Source organism: Allobosea robiniae (genome assembly GCF_900102525.1).
In the GTDB taxonomy this organism is placed as follows: Bacteria; Pseudomonadota; Alphaproteobacteria; order Rhizobiales; family Beijerinckiaceae; genus Allobosea; species Allobosea robiniae.
In genome coordinates this window covers 143,229-159,458 of the sequence record NZ_FNBZ01000002.1, presented here as the reverse complement: position 1 = coordinate 159,458, position 16,230 = coordinate 143,229, and the positions used below count along the sequence as shown (strand labels likewise).

Here is a 16,230-nt window from a genome sequence, read left to right as displayed (position 1 = left end):
GTCATGCTCGCCTCCGCGGCGAGCATCCACGTCTTGCACACGATGGCGGCCGAGACGTGGATGGTCGGGACAAGCCCGACCATAACGACGAACGCGCCTCAGCCCTTCGCTTTGCCATAGCCGCCGGCCGTCGGCGTGATCACCGTCACCGCCTCGCCGGCCTGAAGCAGCGTCTGGTCGGAGGGCTTCAATTCCTCGACCGCGCCGGAGAGCCTCCGTACCAGCGTCCTGCCGAGTTCGCCCGCCTCGCCGCCATCGACGCCGAAGGGGCGCACCCGGCGATGCGACGCCAGGATCGCGCAATCCATCGTCTTGAGGAAGCGGATGGTGCGCGAGGTGCCGTCGCCGGCCGTCCACTCGCCCTTGCCGCCCGAGCCCTTGCGGATGTGGAAATCCTCCAGCACCACCGGGAAGCGCGTTTCCAGGATCTCCGGATCGGTCAGGCGCGAATTGGTCATGTGGACATGCACGCCCGAGGTACCGTTGAAGCCCGGCCCCGCCGGCGAGCCCGAGCAGATCGTCTCGTAATACTGGTACTGGTCGTTGCCGAAGGTCAGGTTGTTCATCGTGCCCTGCGAGCAGGACATCGCTTTGAGCGCGCCGAACAGCGTGTTCGTCACCGCTTGGCTGACCTCGACATTGCCCGCGACCACGGCCGCGGGGTAACGCGGCGCCAGCATCGAACCCTCCGGCACCACGATCCGGATCGGCCTGAGGCAGCCGGCATTCATCGGGATCGCGTCGTCGACCATCACGCGGAAGACATAGAGCACGGCGGCCCGCGTCACCGGCGCCGGGGCGTTGAAATTATCCGGGCGCTGCTCCGAGGTGCCGGTGAAGTCGACCGTCGCCTCGCGCTTCTCGCGGTCGATGGTGATCTTCACCTTGATCGCGCAGCCCTGGTCCATCGGATAGGTGAATTCGGAATCGTGCAGCTTGGTCAGAAGCCGCGCCACGCTCTCGGCCGCATTGTCCTGGACATGGCCCATATAGGCCTGCACCACGTCGAGCCCGAAGGAGCCGATCATCTTGCGCAGCTCCGCCACGCCCTTCTCGTTGGCGGCGATTTGCGCCTTGAGGTCGTTGACATTCTGCACGACGTTGCGGACGGGATAGCGCGCGCCGGTCAGGAGCTTGACCAACTCCTCCTCGCAGAAGCGGCCCTGATCGACGATCTTGAAATTGTCGATATAGACACCCTCTTCCTCGATATTGGTCGCCAAGGGCGACATCGAGCCCGGCGCCGTGCCGCCGACATCCGCATGGTGGCCGCGGCTTGCCGCCCAGAACAGGATCTCCTTCTCCTCGGCATCGAAGACCGGCGTGCAGACGGTGATATCGGGCAGATGCGTGCCGCCATTATAGGGCGCGTTCAGGCAGTAGACGTCGCCCGGCTTGATCACCGGGTTGTTGGCGATCACCGTCTCGACCGAGCGATCCATCGAGCCAAGATGCACCGGCATATGCGGCGCGTTGGCGACGAGGGCGCCGGTCTGGTCGAACACCGCGCAGGAGAAGTCGAGCCGTTCCTTGATGTTTACGGAATAGGCGGTGTTCTGCAGCGTCACGCCCATCTGCTCGGCGATCGACATGAACAGGTTGTTGAAGATCTCGAGCATGACCGGGTCGGCCTTGGTGCCGATCGCGGCCTGCTGCACCAGCGCCTTGACGCGGACGAGGACGAGATGGTCGCGTGCGGTGAGCTTGGCGCTCCAGCCCTCCTCGACGACGACGGTCTGGTTCGGCTCGATGATGATGGCGGGGCCGGCAACGCTCTGGCCGGGCTTCATCGCCTCGCGCCGGACGATCGCCGCATCGTGCCATTGTCCCTTGGCGAAGAAGCGCGTGCGCTCGGCGGCAACCGGCTCGCCCGCCTGCTCGGAAGCGGCCGCCTCCTCGAATTTCGCGCCGCCGCCGACAGCCTCGACCTCGACCGCCTCGACGACCAGCGCCTTGGTCTCGTCCATGAAGCCGAAGCGCGCCTTATGCGCGGTCTGGAAGGCCTCCTGCATCGCGGCGCGTGTGCCGGCCGGAACCGCGATCGCGGTATCGGTGCCGGAATAGCGGATATGGGCGCGGGTATGGATCGCGATATCGCCCTCGGTCACGCCCTGGCCCGCAACCTCCGCCTTGGTATCGGCGGCAAGCTTCGCGGCGACCGTCTCGATCGCTGTCTTGGCCTCGCCGTCGAGCGCAACATCCAGCGCCGCAGTGCGGGTCGAGCGGATTTCGGCGAGCCCCATGCCATAGGCCGAAAGCAGGCCGGAGAACGGATGCAGCAGCACCGTCTTGATGCCGAGCGCATCCGCCACGAGGCAGGCGTGCTGGCCGCCGGCGCCACCGAAGGAATTCAGCGCGTAGCGGGTGATGTCATAGCCGCGCTGGACCGAGATCTTCTTGATCGCCTCGGCCATGTTGGCGACGGCGATCTGGATGAAGCCGTCGGCGACCTCCTCCGGCGAGCGTCCGTCGCCGACCTCGGCGGCCAGCACCGCGAACTTGTTGCGGACGATCGCAACATCGAGCGGCTCGTCCTGCTTCGGCCCGAAGATCGTCGGGAAATAGGACGGGATCAGCTTGCCGACCATGACATTCGCGTCGGTCACCGCGAGCGGCCCGCCGCGACGATAGGCAGCCGGTCCCGGATTGGCGCCGGCCGAATCCGGCCCGACGCGGAAACGCGCGCCGTCATAATGCAGGATCGAGCCGCCGCCAGCCGCGACGGTATGGATCAGCATCATCGGCGCGCGCATACGCACCCCGGCGACCTCGGTCTCGAAAGCGCGCTCGTACTCGCCGTCGAAATGCGCGACGTCGGTCGAGGTGCCGCCCATGTCGAAGCCGATCACCTTGTCGAACCCGGCCGAGCGACCGGTCTCGGCCAAGCCGACCACGCCGCCCGCAGGGCCGGACAGGATTGCGTCCTTGCCCTGGAACAGCTCGGCGGCAGTGAGCCCGCCCGAGGACATCATGAACATCAGGCGCGCGCCGGTGCGGGCGACGTCGAGCTCCTCGGAAACCTGCTGCACATAGCGGCCGAGGATGGGCGACAGATAGGCATCGACCACGGCGGTGTCGCCGCGCCCGACCAGCTTCACCAGCGGCGAGACTTCATGGCTGACGGAGACCTGCGGGAAGCCGATGGCACGGGCGATCCGGGCCGCGACCTGCTCATGCGCCGTGTAGCGATAGCCGTGCATGAAGACGATCGCGAGCGCGCGGAAGCCGGCGTCGTATTGTGCCTGCAAGGCGTTGCGGATTGCCTCTTCGTCGGGCGCGCGCTCGACCGTCCCGTCGGCCAGCACGCGCTCCTCGACCTCGACGACATCCTCGTAGAGCTGCTCGGGCTTGACGATCTCCTTGGCGAAGATGTCGGGGCGGGCCTGGTAGCCGATGCGCAGCGCGTCGCGGAAGCCCTTGGTGGTGACGAGCAGCGTCCGGTCGCCCTTGCGTTCCAGCAGCGCATTGGTGGCGACGGTCGTGCCCATGCGCACCTCGCCGATGGCACGCGCCGGGATCGGCTCGCCCGCCTTGAGGCCGAGAAGGTCACGGATGCCCTGCACGGCGGCGTCGCGATAGGCGCCGGGATTTTCGGAGAGCAGCTTCCTGGCATGGAGATTGCCAGCCGGATCGCGTCCGATCACGTCGGTGAAGGTGCCGCCGCGATCGATCCAGAAGTCCCAATGCGCCGCCGACATAAGACGTTCTCCCCTCCGCCAAGCCAGCCATGATTTACGCTGACGTTTTATCGATAAATCGTCGATGAGTTATTGACAAGGCGATTCTGCCGGCTACGATCCCGATTGTGGCTGGAACATGGCTGAGGGGCCAGGCCGGCGCGAAAGCGGAGGATGCGACGATGCGAGCAACCCTGGCAACCGGGCGCGGATGCGCTCCTGTCCGGCGGGAGCGGCGCGCGCCATGATCCGTCGCACGCTCGATACGCTTTATCTCTGGGCCGGCTACGCGGCCGGCATCTTCCTGATCCTGATCTTCCTGCTGATGATGGGCATGTCGATCGGCCGCGAGATCGGCCTCAACATCCCGGCCGGCGATGATTTCGCCTCATGGTGCATGGCGGCTATGGCCTTCCTCGGCCTCGCCCACACCTTCAAGTCGGGTGACATGATCCGCGTCGGCCTGCTGATCGACCATTTCCAGGGCCGCAAGCGCTGGGTCTTCGAGGTGTTCTCGCTGGTCCTCGGCCTCGGTTTCTCCGGCTTCTTCGCCTGGCACGCCGCGATCATGACCTGGCAGTCCTATGCCTTCAACGACGTCGCCGGCGGCGTCGTGCCGATGCCGCTCTGGATACCGCAGCTCGGCTATTCCGGCGGTCTGATCATCCTGTTCATCGCGATGCTGGACGAGTTCGTCCATGTCGTCATCCGCGGCCGCGAGCCGCGCTACGAGAAGCCCCCTGCGCAGTCGGACGAAGAGATCGTCGAGCGCGCCATGGCGAGCGGAGTCTGACGCCATGTCGATGATCGAAATCTCCGGGCTGCTTCTGCTGCTGCTGGCCATCTTCCTCGCCGGCGGCGTCTGGATCGCCATCTCGCTGATGGCCTGCGGTTGGGTGGCGATGCAATTCGTCGGCGGCGGCATTCCCGCCGGCTCCGTGCTGGCGACCACCATCTGGGGCAACAGCGCCTCCTGGACGCTGGCCGCGCTGCCGCTCTTCATCTGGATGGGCGAGATTCTCTACCGAACGAAGCTCTCCGAAGAGATGTTCCGTGGCCTCGCCCCCTGGCTCAACTGGCTGCCCGGCCGATTGATGCACGTCAACGTGCTCGCCTGCGGCATCTTCGGCTCGGTCTCCGGCTCCTCCGCCGCGACCTGCGCCACCGTCGCCAAGATCGCCCTGCCCGAGCTCAAGAGGCGCGGCTATAACGAGAAGCTCGCGCTCGGCTCATTGGCCGGCGCCGGCACGCTTGGTATCCTGATCCCGCCCTCGATCACCATGGTGGTCTATGCGGTGGCGGCCAATGTCTCGATCATCCAGATCTTCCTCGCGGGCTTCCTGCCCGGCCTGCTCGTGATGGCGCTCTATTCCGGCTACATCGCCGTCTGGCACCTGCTGCATCCCGACCAGTCGCCGCCGCGCGAGCCGAAGATGCCGCTGCGGGAGAAGCTCAGGGAATCGGCTCAGCTCATCCCCTGCATGCTGTTGATCGCGCTGGTCTTCCTGTCGCTGCTGCTGGGCTGGGCGACGGCGACCGAGTGCGCCGCCTGGGGCGTGCTCGGCTCCTTCGGCATCGCCTGGTGGTCGGGCTCCCTCACGAAGGAAGCGTTCTGGCAGAGCGTGATGGGCACCACCCGGATCACCTGCATGATCATGCTGATCCTGGCCGGCGCCTCCTTCATGTCGACCTCGATGGCCTATACCGGCATCCCGGCGGCGCTGGCCGAGTGGGTCGACTCGCTGCACCTCTCGCCCTACGCGCTGATCGCCGCGCTCACCGTGATGTACATCATCCTCGGCACCGCGCTCGACGGCATCTCGATGATCGTGCTGACCACCGCCATCGTCATCCCGATGATCAAGACGGCGGGGTTTGACCTCGTCTGGTTCGGCATCTTCCTCGTGCTGATCGTCGAGATGGCGGAGGTCTCGCCGCCGGTCGGCTTCAACCTCTTCGTGCTGCAGACGATGTCCGGCAAGGACTCGAACACGGTCGCGCTGGCGGCGCTGCCGTTCTTCTTCCTGCTGGTCGCCGCTGTCGCGATCATCACGATCTTCCCGTGGATCGTGATGGTCTTGCCTCAGATGGCCTTTCCGCCTCAATGATAACGCATCAAAACCAAGGGAACGGAGCCAACACCATGTATCGCAAGGACTTCATCAAGGGCCTCCTCGTCGCCGGCGTCGCCGCTACCGCCCTGACGCTTGGCGCCGCATCGGCCTCGGCCCAGACCAAATGGAACCTGCCCGCCGCCTATCCCAACGATAATCCGCATACGGAGAATCTCGTCCTCTTCGCCAAGGACGTCGAGGCGGCCACCGGCGGCAAGCTCTCGATCACGATCCACGGCAACGCCTCGCTGTTCAAGGCGCCCGAGATCAAGCGCGCGGTCCAGACCGGCCAGGCCCAGATGGGCGAGGTCCTGATCTCGAACCACGAGAACGAGGATCCGATCTTCGGCATCGACGTCGTGCCCTTCCTGGCGACCTCCTTCGCGGACTCGATGAAGCTCTACAAGGCGTCCAAGGCCGCGATCGAGAAGAAGCTCGACGCCCAGGGCATCAAGCTCCTCTTCATGGTCCCCTGGGCGCCGCAGGGCGTCTACACCAAGAAGGACATCAACACGATCGAGGACATGAAGGGGCTGAAATGGCGCGCCTATAATGTCGGCACTGCCCGCCTCGGCGAGTTGTTGGGCATGCAGGCGGTCACGATCCAGGCGGCGGAGCTGCCGCAGGCGCTGGCGACCGGCGTGGTCAATTCCTTCATGTCGTCGGGCGGCACCGGCTACGATTCCAAGGTCTGGGAATCGCTGACCCATTTCTACGACACGCAGGCCTGGATTCCCAAGGATGCCACCTTCGTCAACAAGGCGGCCTTCAACGCCCTCGACAAGGCGACGCAGGACGCAATCCTCAAGGCCTCCGCAACGGCCGAGGAGCGCGGCTGGAAGATGTGGCAGGACAAGGCCGGCTGGTACATCGAGCAGCTCAAGGCCAAGGGCATGAAGGTGCAGGCGCCTTCGCCCGCGCTCGCCGCCGGCTTCAAGAAGGCCGGTGAGCAGCTCACCGCCGACTGGCTGAAGAAGGCCGGCGCCGAGGGCCAGGCCATCGTCGACGCCTACAAGAAGATGTGAGGCGGGCAACCTCGCCGCACGTCGAAACACGACAGCAGTCATCCCGGGCGACCGGAGGGAGACCCGGGACCCATGCCGGAACGGTTCAGGCATGGATCCCGGATCGGCGCCGCTCGCGCGGCGTGTCCGGGATGGCGAAGCTCTTTTCTTCAGGATGATCGAGCGCGATGACCTCCCCGGCCCCCGACGACCTCGGCCCGATCGTCTCTTCCGGGCATCTCGCCTCGGGAGCGCTGCCGGCTCTGTCGGAGTTCGAATTCGCGCTGAGCATGAGCGTGCACGCCTTCCAGCGCTGGATGATCCGCTGCATGGCGGCAGCCGGTATCGCCGATCTCTCGCCGCTCGACGTGCTCGTGCTCCACAACGTCAATCACCGCGGCAAGGCCAAGCGGCTTGCCGATATCTGCCTCGTCCTCAATATCGAGGACACGCATCTGGTGAACTACTCGCTGAAGAAGCTCGAGCGCCTGAAGCTGCTGAAGGGCGGCCGCAAGGGCAAGGAGAAGACCGTCGAGGTCACGCCGGCCGGCGAGGAGGCCTGCCGGCGCTATGCCCAGATCCGCGAGCAGCTCCTGGTCAAGTCGATCCGCGCCACCAGTGCCGACCCGGCCCGCCTGTCCGAGATCGCCGCCGCGATGCGCTCGCTTTCCGGCCAGTACGATCAGGCGGCGCGGGCGGCGGCCAGCCTCTGATCAGCCCTTGCCGGGTTCGCTCAGGTCGGCATAGCGCGCAGCATATTCTGCATCGAGCACCTTGAGGCGCGACCAGAACCCGCGCCGCGGACTGCCGGTGAGCAGGTCCTCCAGCAAGCCCAGATGGAGGTGCCAGCCGCCGGAGACGCTGGTCATCTCGGCCTTGTTCGCGAGCTTGCGGTGCGTCAGCACCAGCAGGACCTTCTCGCCCTTCGGCACGAGCTCGAACTCGACCTCGGATTCCGGCTCCCCGCCACCACCCCAGGTGAAGGCGATGACCCGCGGCGGCTCGCAGCGCGTGACCGTCCCGGTCGAGCGCACGCCGTTCTCATGCACCTCGCGATAGGCGTCCGGCGGCGTCTCGTCGGTGATCTCAGAATGCTTGAACAGCATCTCCGCCTGGCCGCCGACCCGCAAGTCGAAGGCGCCGGAGGCCAGCCATTGCCCGCGCTTCTCCGACTGGGTGAGATAGGACCAGACCCGCTCGACCGACCCCGGCAGCAGGCGCTCGAACCGCACCGCGCCGCTTTCCAGCACAACACCGTATTCGTTCATGGGTTTTCTCCCTCGCCCTGTTCGGGCTTTGCGAGTTCCTGTTCCAGGATATCGAGATGGCGCCCCCAGAAGCGCCGGACCTTGCCGAGCCAGGCATCGAACGCCGCGAGCCCCGCCGGGTCGAGCCGGTAGATCCGCTGCTGTCCTCGGACCTCGACGCTCACCAGCCCGGCCTCGCGCAGCACCTTGAGATGCTGCGAGATCGCCGGTGCGCTGGCGCTGAAGCCTGCGCCGATCTCTCCCGCCGAGCGCGCCCGTTCGCCCAGCATCTCGATGATGCTGCGGCGCGTCGGGTCGGCAAGGGCGGCAAAGCGATCCATGGCCAATAATTCTACATCCACTTAATTAAGTCAATATTTAATATCAAGAACTCATGCAGGCATGCGGCGACGCGGATTGCCACGCGCTCCCAACTCGGCCAGTGGTGGCTCGCCCTTGGAAACCCTCGCCTGACATGACCGCCCGCAACGCCTCGCTCACCGGCATCGCCATGATGCTCATCGGCATCCTGCTGTTTTCGCTGAACGACGTGATGGGCAAATGGCTGGTCGCGACCTACACGGTCGGGCAGCTCCTGGTGGTGCGCAGCCTGGCAGCGCTCGTCGTCATCCTGCCCTTCGTGTTCAAGCAGGGCGTGCAGCGGACATTGCGGCCGGAGCGTCCCGGCCTGCAGGCCCTGCGCGTGCTGTTCAGCTCGGGCGAGGTTGCACTGTTCTATCTTGCCGTGAGCTATCTGCCGCTCGCGGACGCGATGACGATCTGGCTCGCGGCGCCGGTCTGGGTAGTGATCCTCGCGGCATTGCTGCTCGGCGAGCGCATCGACGGCTGGCGGTGGCTCGCTATCGCGCTCGGCTTTACCGGCGTCGCGGTCTCGCTCAATCCGAGCGGCGCCAGCCTGTCCATGCCGGCGCTGATTGCCGTACTCGGCAGCTTCTTCTTCGCCGCGATGATGATCGCCGGGCGTCAATTGCGCGGCACCCCGGATGTCACGCTGGTCGCCTGGCAGACGCTCGGAGCCCTCCTGATGGGGCTCGCGCTCCTGCCCTTCGGCTGGGTGACACCTACCCTGAAGGACGCCGCCCTCCTCGCCTTGCTCGGCATCGTCGCGATGGGTGCGCATATCTGCGTCACCCGCTCGCTCAAGCTGGCCGAGGCCTCCGTCGTCGTGCCCTATCAGTACACGCTGATCGTCTGGGCGCTGGTCTTCGGCTGGTTCATCTTCGGCGACTGGCCGACGCCCGCCATGCTTTGCGGCGCGGCCTTGATCGTGGCTGCCGGCCTCGTCCTGCTCGTCCTGGAGCGGCGCGCCACCGTTGCGACCTACAAACCCGTCGTCAAAGCAGCTACGATCCGCCAGCAAGGCTGAGACGCGAAAGGGCACGCCGACGGATCGGAAGCCATCAGACGCCTGGATCGTCACCGTCGGCCTCGGTGCGGCCGGCTTCGGCCTCTTCATGGCCCTTGCCGGCTGGCTTGCCTGGCCCCTGCCCCGAGACAGATTGACGGTTGCCGAGCATGTCGGCCCGATCTCGATCGAGACGCCCATCGTCAGCGGCGGGATCGGCCGCCATCGCGGCGGCTATCGCACCCAGCTCCTTCCCCTCGTCGCATCCGGCCGGATGCTCCAGACCTATGCGCCGCCGCGCAATCTCTGGGTCGACGGCCTAGACGATATCCGCTGGGGCCAGCCACTGCGCTTCCTCGTCGACCCCGATGCCGGGCTGGTCTACGAGGCGACGAGCGCAGGAAAAATCCTGCTCTCCTATGACAGGAGCTTCGCAAATCTCTCGGAATCGGCCCGCAACCGCAGCCTGATCGGCCTTGGCTTCCTTGCCTTCGCCGCCTGGCAACTCGGCACGCTCCTGTACCGCCGCCGGCAGGATCGCTCAGCCAGCGGCATGCCCGAGCGCTGAGCAGGCACCCTCAATACAGGCGCAGGCGGTAGGCTTCCTCGAGATTGCGATCGGCCTCGTCGCCGTCGACCGCCTTGGTCTGGTCGGCAATGATGCGGCCGAGCGTCGGGAAGGAGTTGCGCGGCACCTGCGAGGCCGGGTCCCACAGCTTCGAGCGGATCAGCGCCTTGCCGCAATGGAAATAGGCTTCCTCGACCGTGACGACGAGCCCTGTCACCGGCACGCGTTCCTGCATGACGGAAGGCGCCAGCAGAGCGGGATCGCGCGTCGCATGCGCCTTGCCGTTGACGCGCAGGGTCTCCGGAATCCCCGGCACCATGAAGACGAGCCCGACCCCCGGGGCGGAGAGGATGTTGCCGAAGGAATCGACCCGGTTGTTGCCGCGCCGGTCGGGGATCAGCAGGGTATTGTCGTCGAGCACGCGCACGAAGCCCGGCCCGTCGCCGCGCGGACTTGCATCGGCATTGCCCTCGGCATCGCAGCTCGCAAGAACCAGGAAGGGCGAGAGCGCGATGAAATCCCGGCAGAACTGGTCGAGCCGGCGCAGCACCTTGCCGGTCGCCAGCGGCGAAACCGGGCCGATATGGCCGCGCAAGGCATCCGCGTCCTCGATGCGCGCCGCCGGATCGTCGAAGCAGTCCGTCATGTCGTTTCCCCGTGTTTATCCGATCAATCTGTCCGATTGCCGCGGATCGCGCCAGCGCGGGGGGATTCGTACCGGCCCGACTTCTCCGCATGGCGCTCTCTGCCGCCTTGACCGGCGCCCGGTGCACCGCCATCGTGCATGCCAACTTCGCCCTCCCATACGAGGCCTGATTCGATGCGCCGCGCCCTGCTGCGAACCGCCCTTGTTTCCATCGCCTGCATCGCGGGCTTCGCGGCCAGCGCAGCGAACGGCCGCTTCGTCCATCCTGCGGACCGCGCGGAGAACCGCACCTTCGCGATGTACGGCAACCTCCCCGGCTGTGACGACCCCGCCGTGCTCGGTGAAGTCACCAGCCGCTTCAATTCCCGCGAGGACACCTATTGGGGCCCGCTCCAGGCGCTGTCCTACGATCGCGTTTCGCAGATCGGCTATCGCAGCTGGGGCGCCGACTTCATCCCGCGGCGCTTCTGCAGTGGCCGCGTCCTGTTGAACGACGGCAAGTTCCGTCGCGTCGATTATTCCGTGCGCGAGTCTCTCGGCCTCTTCGGCATGACCTGGAACGTCAACTGGTGCGTCAACGGCCTCGACCGGCAGCGTTCCTATGCACCCAATTGCAAGATGGCGCGCCCGTAACCCAGGCGGTCCGATGATGAAGCGGCTGTTGGTCGCGGCGGGCCTGGCACTGTTCGGCTTCACCGCCGCGGGCCATGCGCAAGGCTTCGGCCAACGCAGCGCCGCGCCCGGCGATTTCGATTTCTACGTCCTGGCGTTGTCCTGGTCGCCGGGCTTCTGCGAACTCGACGGCGACCGCACGCGCAATCGCGAGCAATGCGGCGAGGGCTCCGGCCTGCGCTTCGTCGTGCACGGCCTCTGGCCACAGAACGAGCGCGGCTATCCCAGCGATTGCGGCCCGGCCGGACGATCGCCTTCCCGGATCGCGATGGAACAGGCGGAAGGCCTGTTCCCGACCGAGGGGCTCGCCCGCTACCAGTGGCGCAAGCACGGCACCTGCACGGGCTCGAGCCCGAGCGACTATTTTCGCGATGTCCGCCGCGCCCGCGAGAAGGTCGTGATCCCGCCGGCCCTGGCCAAGGCGGACCACGACCAGAGCTGGACCGCGATCGATCTCGAACGCGCCTTCGCCGCCGCCAATCCAGGTCTCCGCCCGGATATGATGTCGGTGGCCTGCAAGCGCGGCGTTCTCCAGGAGGTCAAGATCTGCTTCACCAGGGATCTCCGCGACTTCCGCACCTGCCAGCAGGTTGACCGCTCCGGCTGCCGCGCCCGGGAATTCACGGTCGTCGGCCCGCGCTGAAAGCGGGATACGGCAAGACTTTGCCGCTTTCGGTCCAGCGCGGCTTCCTCTACCAACGGCGGCATGAACTATCGCCATGGCTTCCACGCTGGAAACTTCGCCGATGTGCTGAAGCATGTCGTGCTGACCCGCATCCTGCTGCATCTCAACGCCAAGCCGACGCCCTACCGCATCATCGACACCCATGCCGGGAGCGGCCGCTACGATCTCGATTCGGAAGAGGCGCTCAGGACGCATGAATGGAAGGACGGCGTCGCGCGGATTAATCGCTCGCCTCTGTCTCCCGCGGTCGAAGCCCTGCTCGTCCCCTATCGCGCCGCGCTGGAAGGCGCCCGCGCCCTCTATGGCTCCGGCGCCTATCCCGGCTCGCCCTGGCTCTGCCGCCATGCGATGCGGCCGGATGACCGGCTGGTCGCGGCCGAGCTTCATCCCTCGACCTATCGCAAGCTGACCGAAGCCATCGGGTACGACCAGCGCTGCAGGCCGCTTGCCATCGACGGCTGGACGGCACTGCGAGCCAATATTCCGCCGAAGGAACGCCGCGGCCTCGTCCTGATCGATCCGCCTTTCGAGGAGAAGGACGAATTCGCCACGCTCGCCGCACAATTCATCGCGGCGCACCGCAAATGGCCGACCGGGATCTATGCGCTCTGGTATCCGATCAAGGGCGGCAACGGCGTCGAATCCCTCATGGATGCCATCCATGATGCCGGCATCGGACGGCTCCTGCGCCTGGAGATCGATGTCGACCGCCCGGAAGCGGCAGGCGGCCTCAGTGCCACCGGCCTGCTGGTCGTCAACCCGCCCTGGCGGCTAGCCGAGGAGGCGGAAACGCTGCTGCCGGCACTGACCGAACGGCTCGCCCAGGGCGCGCGGCCGCGCTATCACTGCGAGACGATCCGCCCCGACGGCTGATCGCTCTTCCCGCTCCGCATCAAGGATTTCGCCGATGCTCGTCCTGCGCTCCTCCCCCGCCTCCCCGTTCGGCCGCAAGGTCAAGATGGCGGCTCTCGAACTCGGGCTGATGGACCGCATCGAGATCGTCCCGGCCGACACCACCGACCCGGCCGAGGCGCTGCGCCGACAGAACCCTCTCGGCAAGATCCCGACGCTGGTGCTGGAGGATGGCACGACGCTGTTCGATTCCCGCGTCATCGTCGATTATCTCGACCATCTCAGCGGCGGCAGGCTCATCCCGGGCGGCGAGGCGCGCTTCGCCCAGTTGCGGCTGCAGGCTCTGGCCGACGGCATCTGCGATGCCGCGCTGCTCAAGGTCTATGAAGGCCGCTTCCGGCCGGAGGAAGCCCGCAACGCCAACTGGGTCGCGCATCAGGACGGCAAGGTCGCGCGCGGGCTGGAAGCGCTCGAAGCCGCGCCGCCCGTCTTCGCCGATCGCCCGCACATCGGCGAGATCGCGCTCGCCTGCGCGCTGGGCTATCTCGACCTGCGCTTCGAGGGCAAATGGCGGGCCGATCATCCGAAGCTCGTCGCCTGGCTCGACGATTTCGCCGCCCGCGTCCCCGCTTTCGAGACAACCCGCTTCAAGGGTTGATCGAAACGGCGGCGCGCAGCGTCAACCCCCAAACTGTAAAGCCGGCGACTCTGGTCGCCGGCTTTTTCGTGTCCTGCCACATGGAGGCCCTGACATCCAGGCAACAAAAAACCCGGTGGCCGAGGCCACCGGGTCCGTTCTGTCTCCGGAAGGAGAGGATCAGAACTTGTAGCTGAGGCGGGCGCGGACGACCGAGAAGTCGGTGCCGACCTTGGTGCCGCCACCGAGGAGGTTCTTCTCGCCCAGGTCGACGTAGAGGTACTCGACGCCGGCGATGATGTTGTTGGTGACGGCATACTCGAGACCGCCGCCGACGGCGAAGCCGCCGGTGTGGCTGCGATCCGTCGAGAAGCCGATCGCCGGGATCGAGGTCTTCACGTTGCCGTAGGCCCAACCACCGGTGATGTAGGGCATGAACCGGTCGAAGGCGACGCCGACGCGAGCACGGACGGTGCCGAAGTAATCGGTCTTGACGCCGACGAGGCCGAGGTTGTTGCCGCTGCTGAGGTCAGCAGCCTGCAGGTCGGCTTCGAGACCGACGACGAACTGGCCCATCTGGTAGTTGTAGCCGATCTGGCCACCGCCGACGAAGCCGTCGAGATCGCCAACGTTGGCGAAGCCGCCAGCGTTCACGTTACCCCAGCCGTAGCCGGCGTTGGCACCGACGTAGAAACCGGTCCAGGTGAAAGCCGGCGGCATGTAGACCGGAGCGGCGATCGGGCCCTTGCGGGACGGCAGGTCGGCGGCCGAAGCGGCGCCAGCGGCGACGAGGCCGAGCGCGGCAACGCTCGCAAGCAGATACTTCTTCATGACAAACTCCTTAGTCGTCGCTGACGCCGGAAAACCCGGCGGTTGATTTCGATGAACCCGTTATAAGACCGGGAGCGCGCTTTGTCTGTTGCATCGGAAGCACATCTGCCTTGCAGACCGCGGCAGAAATGCGGCACGAATACGATAACTGAACGCAAATAGGTAAATCCGAGTTAACCAGCCAGTGACTAGCCACTATGGTAAATCGAATACTAATAACAATCCGATCGCTCGCTGGCTCAGGCACATGGCCCGGCCTACAAACGCCGTGGTTTTCCCAAGGTTCCACTGCCTATTGCGCATTTTTCAGCCTGTCTTGCCGCTCAGGCCCGAGCATGCTTAAGCCTTGAGACGACAGGAACCGAAGAAGACCGTGCCGCCTCTCTCGATTTTCATCATCGCCCAGAACGAAGCGGACCGGATCGGCCGGACGATCGAAGCGGCGCAGACGTTGAGCGACGACATCGTGGTCGTCGATTCCGGCTCGACCGACGGCACGCAGGCGCTCGCTGAAGCGCGCGGAGCCCGCGTCATCTTCAATGCCTGGCCGGGCTATGGCCAGCAAAAGCGTTTCGCCGAAGAGCAATGCCGTCATGACTGGTTGCTCAACCTCGATGCCGATGAGGTCGTGCCACCCGATCTGGCAGCCGAGATCGCCGCGCTCTTCGCGAACGGATCGCCGCCGAAGGACGCCTACAAGCTGAGAATCGCCGAGATCTTTCCGGGAGAAGGCGCGCCGCACCGATTCGCCTATGCGCTTGCGCCCGTGCGTCTCTACCGCAGGAGCAAGGGCCGCTATTCGGCCTCGCCCGTGCATGATCGGGTCGATCTTGCGCCGGATGCGCAGGTCGGGCGCCTGCGCGGAACCGTGCATCATTTCTCCGTTCGCTCGCTGGGCGAGCAGATGGACAAGCTCAATGCCTATAGCGATGCGCAGGCCGACGATCTCGACGCGCGCGGCGGCACCCTGTCCGTCTTCCGGCTGGTCGCCGAATTCCCCGCCAATTTCCTCAAGGCCTATATCGGGCGCCGTCATGCATTGCGCGGCATCTACGGTTTCATGACGGCGATGAACTACGCCTTCTATCGCTATCTGCGCGTCGCCAAGCATTGGGAACGCCGCCTGCAACGACGTGCCTCTGCCCAGGCGGCTCCGCCCCCCGCGAATCGCGACGGCCGCGATGGTTGAGGTCGCGCTGGTCACCGGCGGCGCCCGGCGAATCGGCCGCGCCATTGTCGAGAAGCTGGCCGAAGCCGGCTATGCGGTCGCGATCCATCACGGCGACAGCCGGCAGGACGCCGAAGCCTTGCTGGGAAAGCTCGAGGCCGGCGGCGCCAAGGCCTGCCTTCTGACGGCCGATCTCGTCGATCCTACCGCCGTCGCGACCCTGATTCCCGCGGCGGAAAAGGCGCTCGGCCCGGTCACGCTCCTGGTCAACAACGCCGCGAGCTTCGTTGCCGACGATGTCCGTTCGCTCGATATCGCGACGTGGAACCGTCAGTTCTCCATCAACCTGCGCGCGCCCTCTCAATTGGTCGGCATCATGGCGGAGCGCCTGCCCGCCGATCTGAAGGGCGCGGTCGTCAATATCGTCGACCAGCGCGTCTGGAAACTGACGCCACAATATTACTCCTACACCTTGTCCAAGGCCGCCCTGCTCACCGCGACCCGGACGCTGGCACAGGCGCTGGCTCCGCGCATTCGCGTCAACGCCGTCGGCCCCGGCCCGACCTTCCCCAATCATTATGACGGTGCGGACCTGCTCGATCAGGAAGCCGCAGGAACCCTGCTCGGGCATCGCGTCATGCCCGACGAGATCGCCGAAGCCGTGCTCTACCTCGCCCGCGCCGATTCCGTGACCGGCCAGATGATCGCCGTCGATGCCGGCCAGCACCTCGGCTGGCGCACGCCCGACATCGTCGGCTGATTC

General features: G+C 66.0%; 17 protein-coding genes. 12 read left to right on the top strand and 5 right to left on the bottom strand.

Annotation, left to right across the window (positions count from 1 at the left end):
• Window positions 1-98: 98 nt before the first annotated feature.
• Window positions 99-3,698: a hydantoinase B/oxoprolinase family protein gene (locus BLQ70_RS06390; protein WP_091856305.1), complete on the bottom strand. Its 3,600-nt coding sequence runs from the start codon at window positions 3,696-3,698 to the stop codon at window positions 99-101.
• A 223-nt stretch (window positions 3,699-3,921) separates the two neighbouring features.
• Here BLQ70_RS06390 and BLQ70_RS06385 point away from each other — a divergent pair, with 223 nt between their 5' ends.
• The 4 genes from BLQ70_RS06385 (at window position 3,922) to BLQ70_RS06370 (ending at window position 7,508) form a co-directional block, all read left to right on the top strand.
• Entirely contained in the window at window positions 3,922-4,470 is a 549-nt protein-coding gene (locus BLQ70_RS06385; protein ID WP_091856304.1) for a TRAP transporter small permease, read from the top strand.
• A gap of 4 nt (window positions 4,471-4,474) precedes the next feature.
• Window positions 4,475-5,785 (top strand): TRAP transporter large permease, encoded by a 1,311-nt coding sequence (locus tag BLQ70_RS06380; RefSeq protein ID WP_091856303.1) that lies wholly within the window; start codon window positions 4,475-4,477, stop codon window positions 5,783-5,785.
• Window positions 5,786-5,820: 35 nt separating this feature from the next.
• Window positions 5,821-6,816 carry a TRAP transporter substrate-binding protein gene (locus BLQ70_RS06375; RefSeq protein ID WP_061969422.1) on the top strand — a complete coding sequence of 332 codons (996 nt, stop codon included), beginning with the start codon at window positions 5,821-5,823 and terminating at the stop codon, window positions 6,814-6,816.
• A gap of 167 nt (window positions 6,817-6,983) precedes the next feature.
• Window positions 6,984-7,508, top strand: a complete 525-nt coding sequence (locus BLQ70_RS06370; protein WP_061969424.1) for a winged helix DNA-binding protein — start codon at window positions 6,984-6,986, stop codon at window positions 7,506-7,508.
• Here the strand turns inward: BLQ70_RS06370 and BLQ70_RS06365 are convergent, their stop codons facing one another.
• Window positions 7,509-8,063 (bottom strand): SRPBCC family protein, encoded by a 555-nt coding sequence (locus tag BLQ70_RS06365; RefSeq protein ID WP_091856302.1) that lies wholly within the window; start codon window positions 8,061-8,063, stop codon window positions 7,509-7,511.
• Window positions 8,060-8,383, bottom strand: a complete 324-nt coding sequence (locus BLQ70_RS06360; RefSeq protein WP_091856301.1) for an ArsR/SmtB family transcription factor — start codon at window positions 8,381-8,383, stop codon at window positions 8,060-8,062. The genes BLQ70_RS06365 and BLQ70_RS06360 overlap by 4 nt, the downstream gene beginning before the upstream one ends.
• Before the next feature lie 134 nt (window positions 8,384-8,517).
• Between BLQ70_RS06360 and BLQ70_RS06355 the strand changes: the two genes are divergently transcribed.
• Window positions 8,518-9,429, top strand: coding sequence for a DMT family transporter (locus BLQ70_RS06355; RefSeq protein ID WP_210184250.1), 912 nt, complete (start codon window positions 8,518-8,520; stop codon window positions 9,427-9,429).
• Between the two features lie 133 nt (window positions 9,430-9,562).
• Window positions 9,563-9,976, top strand: a complete 414-nt coding sequence (locus BLQ70_RS06350; protein ID WP_091856300.1) for a hypothetical protein — start codon at window positions 9,563-9,565, stop codon at window positions 9,974-9,976.
• 10 nt (window positions 9,977-9,986) lie between these two features.
• Here the strand turns inward: BLQ70_RS06350 and BLQ70_RS06345 are convergent, their stop codons facing one another.
• On the bottom strand, window positions 9,987-10,622 hold the full coding sequence (locus BLQ70_RS06345) for a pyridoxamine 5'-phosphate oxidase family protein (protein ID WP_061969434.1): 636 nt from the start codon (window positions 10,620-10,622) through the stop codon (window positions 9,987-9,989).
• A gap of 174 nt (window positions 10,623-10,796) precedes the next feature.
• Between BLQ70_RS06345 and BLQ70_RS06340 the strand changes: the two genes are divergently transcribed.
• The 4 genes from BLQ70_RS06340 (at window position 10,797) to BLQ70_RS06325 (ending at window position 13,489) form a co-directional block, all read left to right on the top strand.
• Entirely contained in the window at window positions 10,797-11,255 is a 459-nt protein-coding gene (locus BLQ70_RS06340) for a hypothetical protein (protein ID WP_061969436.1), read from the top strand.
• A 16-nt stretch (window positions 11,256-11,271) separates the two neighbouring features.
• On the top strand, window positions 11,272-11,937 hold the full coding sequence (locus BLQ70_RS06335) for a ribonuclease T2 family protein (RefSeq protein WP_091856655.1): 666 nt from the start codon (window positions 11,272-11,274) through the stop codon (window positions 11,935-11,937).
• A gap of 63 nt (window positions 11,938-12,000) precedes the next feature.
• Window positions 12,001-12,852, top strand: a complete 852-nt coding sequence (locus BLQ70_RS06330) for a 23S rRNA (adenine(2030)-N(6))-methyltransferase RlmJ (RefSeq protein ID WP_091856299.1) — start codon at window positions 12,001-12,003, stop codon at window positions 12,850-12,852.
• Between the two features lie 34 nt (window positions 12,853-12,886).
• The gene (locus tag BLQ70_RS06325; protein WP_091856298.1) at window positions 12,887-13,489 is read left to right on the top strand and encodes a glutathione S-transferase; all 603 of its coding nucleotides are present in this window, start codon (window positions 12,887-12,889) and stop codon (window positions 13,487-13,489) included.
• 159 nt (window positions 13,490-13,648) lie between these two features.
• Here BLQ70_RS06325 and BLQ70_RS06320 read toward each other — a convergent pair whose 3' ends face one another.
• Window positions 13,649-14,299 (bottom strand): outer membrane protein, encoded by a 651-nt coding sequence (locus tag BLQ70_RS06320; RefSeq protein ID WP_061969443.1) that lies wholly within the window; start codon window positions 14,297-14,299, stop codon window positions 13,649-13,651.
• A gap of 373 nt (window positions 14,300-14,672) precedes the next feature.
• Here BLQ70_RS06320 and BLQ70_RS06315 point away from each other — a divergent pair, with 373 nt between their 5' ends.
• Together BLQ70_RS06315 and BLQ70_RS06310 are read left to right on the top strand one after the other, a co-directional pair.
• A complete protein-coding gene (locus BLQ70_RS06315) occupies window positions 14,673-15,488 on the top strand; it encodes a glycosyltransferase family 2 protein (RefSeq protein ID WP_061969445.1) in 816 nt (271 codons plus the stop codon).
• Complete coding sequence (locus tag BLQ70_RS06310; protein WP_091856297.1) at window positions 15,481-16,227, top strand: SDR family oxidoreductase; 747 nt, start codon at window positions 15,481-15,483, stop codon at window positions 16,225-16,227. The genes BLQ70_RS06315 and BLQ70_RS06310 overlap by 8 nt, the downstream gene beginning before the upstream one ends.
• The last annotated feature ends 3 nt before the right edge of the window (window positions 16,228-16,230 follow it).

Excerpts from the sequence above, each read along its gene's own strand:
- BLQ70_RS06330 (WP_091856299.1), top strand. The coding sequence starts at position 12,001 with ATGAACTATCGCCATGGCTTCCACGCTGGAAACTTCGCCGATGTGCTG.
- BLQ70_RS06390 (WP_091856305.1), bottom strand. The coding sequence starts at position 3,698 with ATGTCGGCGGCGCATTGGGACTTCTGGATCGATCGCGGCGGCACCTTC.
- BLQ70_RS06385 (WP_091856304.1), top strand. The coding sequence starts at position 3,922 with ATGATCCGTCGCACGCTCGATACGCTTTATCTCTGGGCCGGCTACGCG.
- BLQ70_RS06345 (WP_061969434.1), bottom strand. The coding sequence starts at position 10,622 with ATGACGGACTGCTTCGACGATCCGGCGGCGCGCATCGAGGACGCGGAT.
- BLQ70_RS06365 (WP_091856302.1), bottom strand. The coding sequence starts at position 8,063 with ATGAACGAATACGGTGTTGTGCTGGAAAGCGGCGCGGTGCGGTTCGAG.
- BLQ70_RS06380 (WP_091856303.1), top strand. The coding sequence starts at position 4,475 with ATGTCGATGATCGAAATCTCCGGGCTGCTTCTGCTGCTGCTGGCCATC.
- BLQ70_RS06360 (WP_091856301.1), bottom strand. The coding sequence starts at position 8,383 with ATGGATCGCTTTGCCGCCCTTGCCGACCCGACGCGCCGCAGCATCATC.
- BLQ70_RS06310 (WP_091856297.1), top strand. The coding sequence starts at position 15,481 with ATGGTTGAGGTCGCGCTGGTCACCGGCGGCGCCCGGCGAATCGGCCGC.
- BLQ70_RS06340 (WP_061969436.1), top strand. The coding sequence starts at position 10,797 with ATGCGCCGCGCCCTGCTGCGAACCGCCCTTGTTTCCATCGCCTGCATC.
- BLQ70_RS06320 (WP_061969443.1), bottom strand. The coding sequence starts at position 14,299 with ATGAAGAAGTATCTGCTTGCGAGCGTTGCCGCGCTCGGCCTCGTCGCC.
- BLQ70_RS06355 (WP_210184250.1), top strand. The coding sequence starts at position 8,518 with ATGACCGCCCGCAACGCCTCGCTCACCGGCATCGCCATGATGCTCATC.
- BLQ70_RS06370 (WP_061969424.1), top strand. The coding sequence starts at position 6,984 with ATGACCTCCCCGGCCCCCGACGACCTCGGCCCGATCGTCTCTTCCGGG.
- BLQ70_RS06375 (WP_061969422.1), top strand. The coding sequence starts at position 5,821 with ATGTATCGCAAGGACTTCATCAAGGGCCTCCTCGTCGCCGGCGTCGCC.
- BLQ70_RS06335 (WP_091856655.1), top strand. The coding sequence starts at position 11,272 with ATGAAGCGGCTGTTGGTCGCGGCGGGCCTGGCACTGTTCGGCTTCACC.
- BLQ70_RS06325 (WP_091856298.1), top strand. The coding sequence starts at position 12,887 with ATGCTCGTCCTGCGCTCCTCCCCCGCCTCCCCGTTCGGCCGCAAGGTC.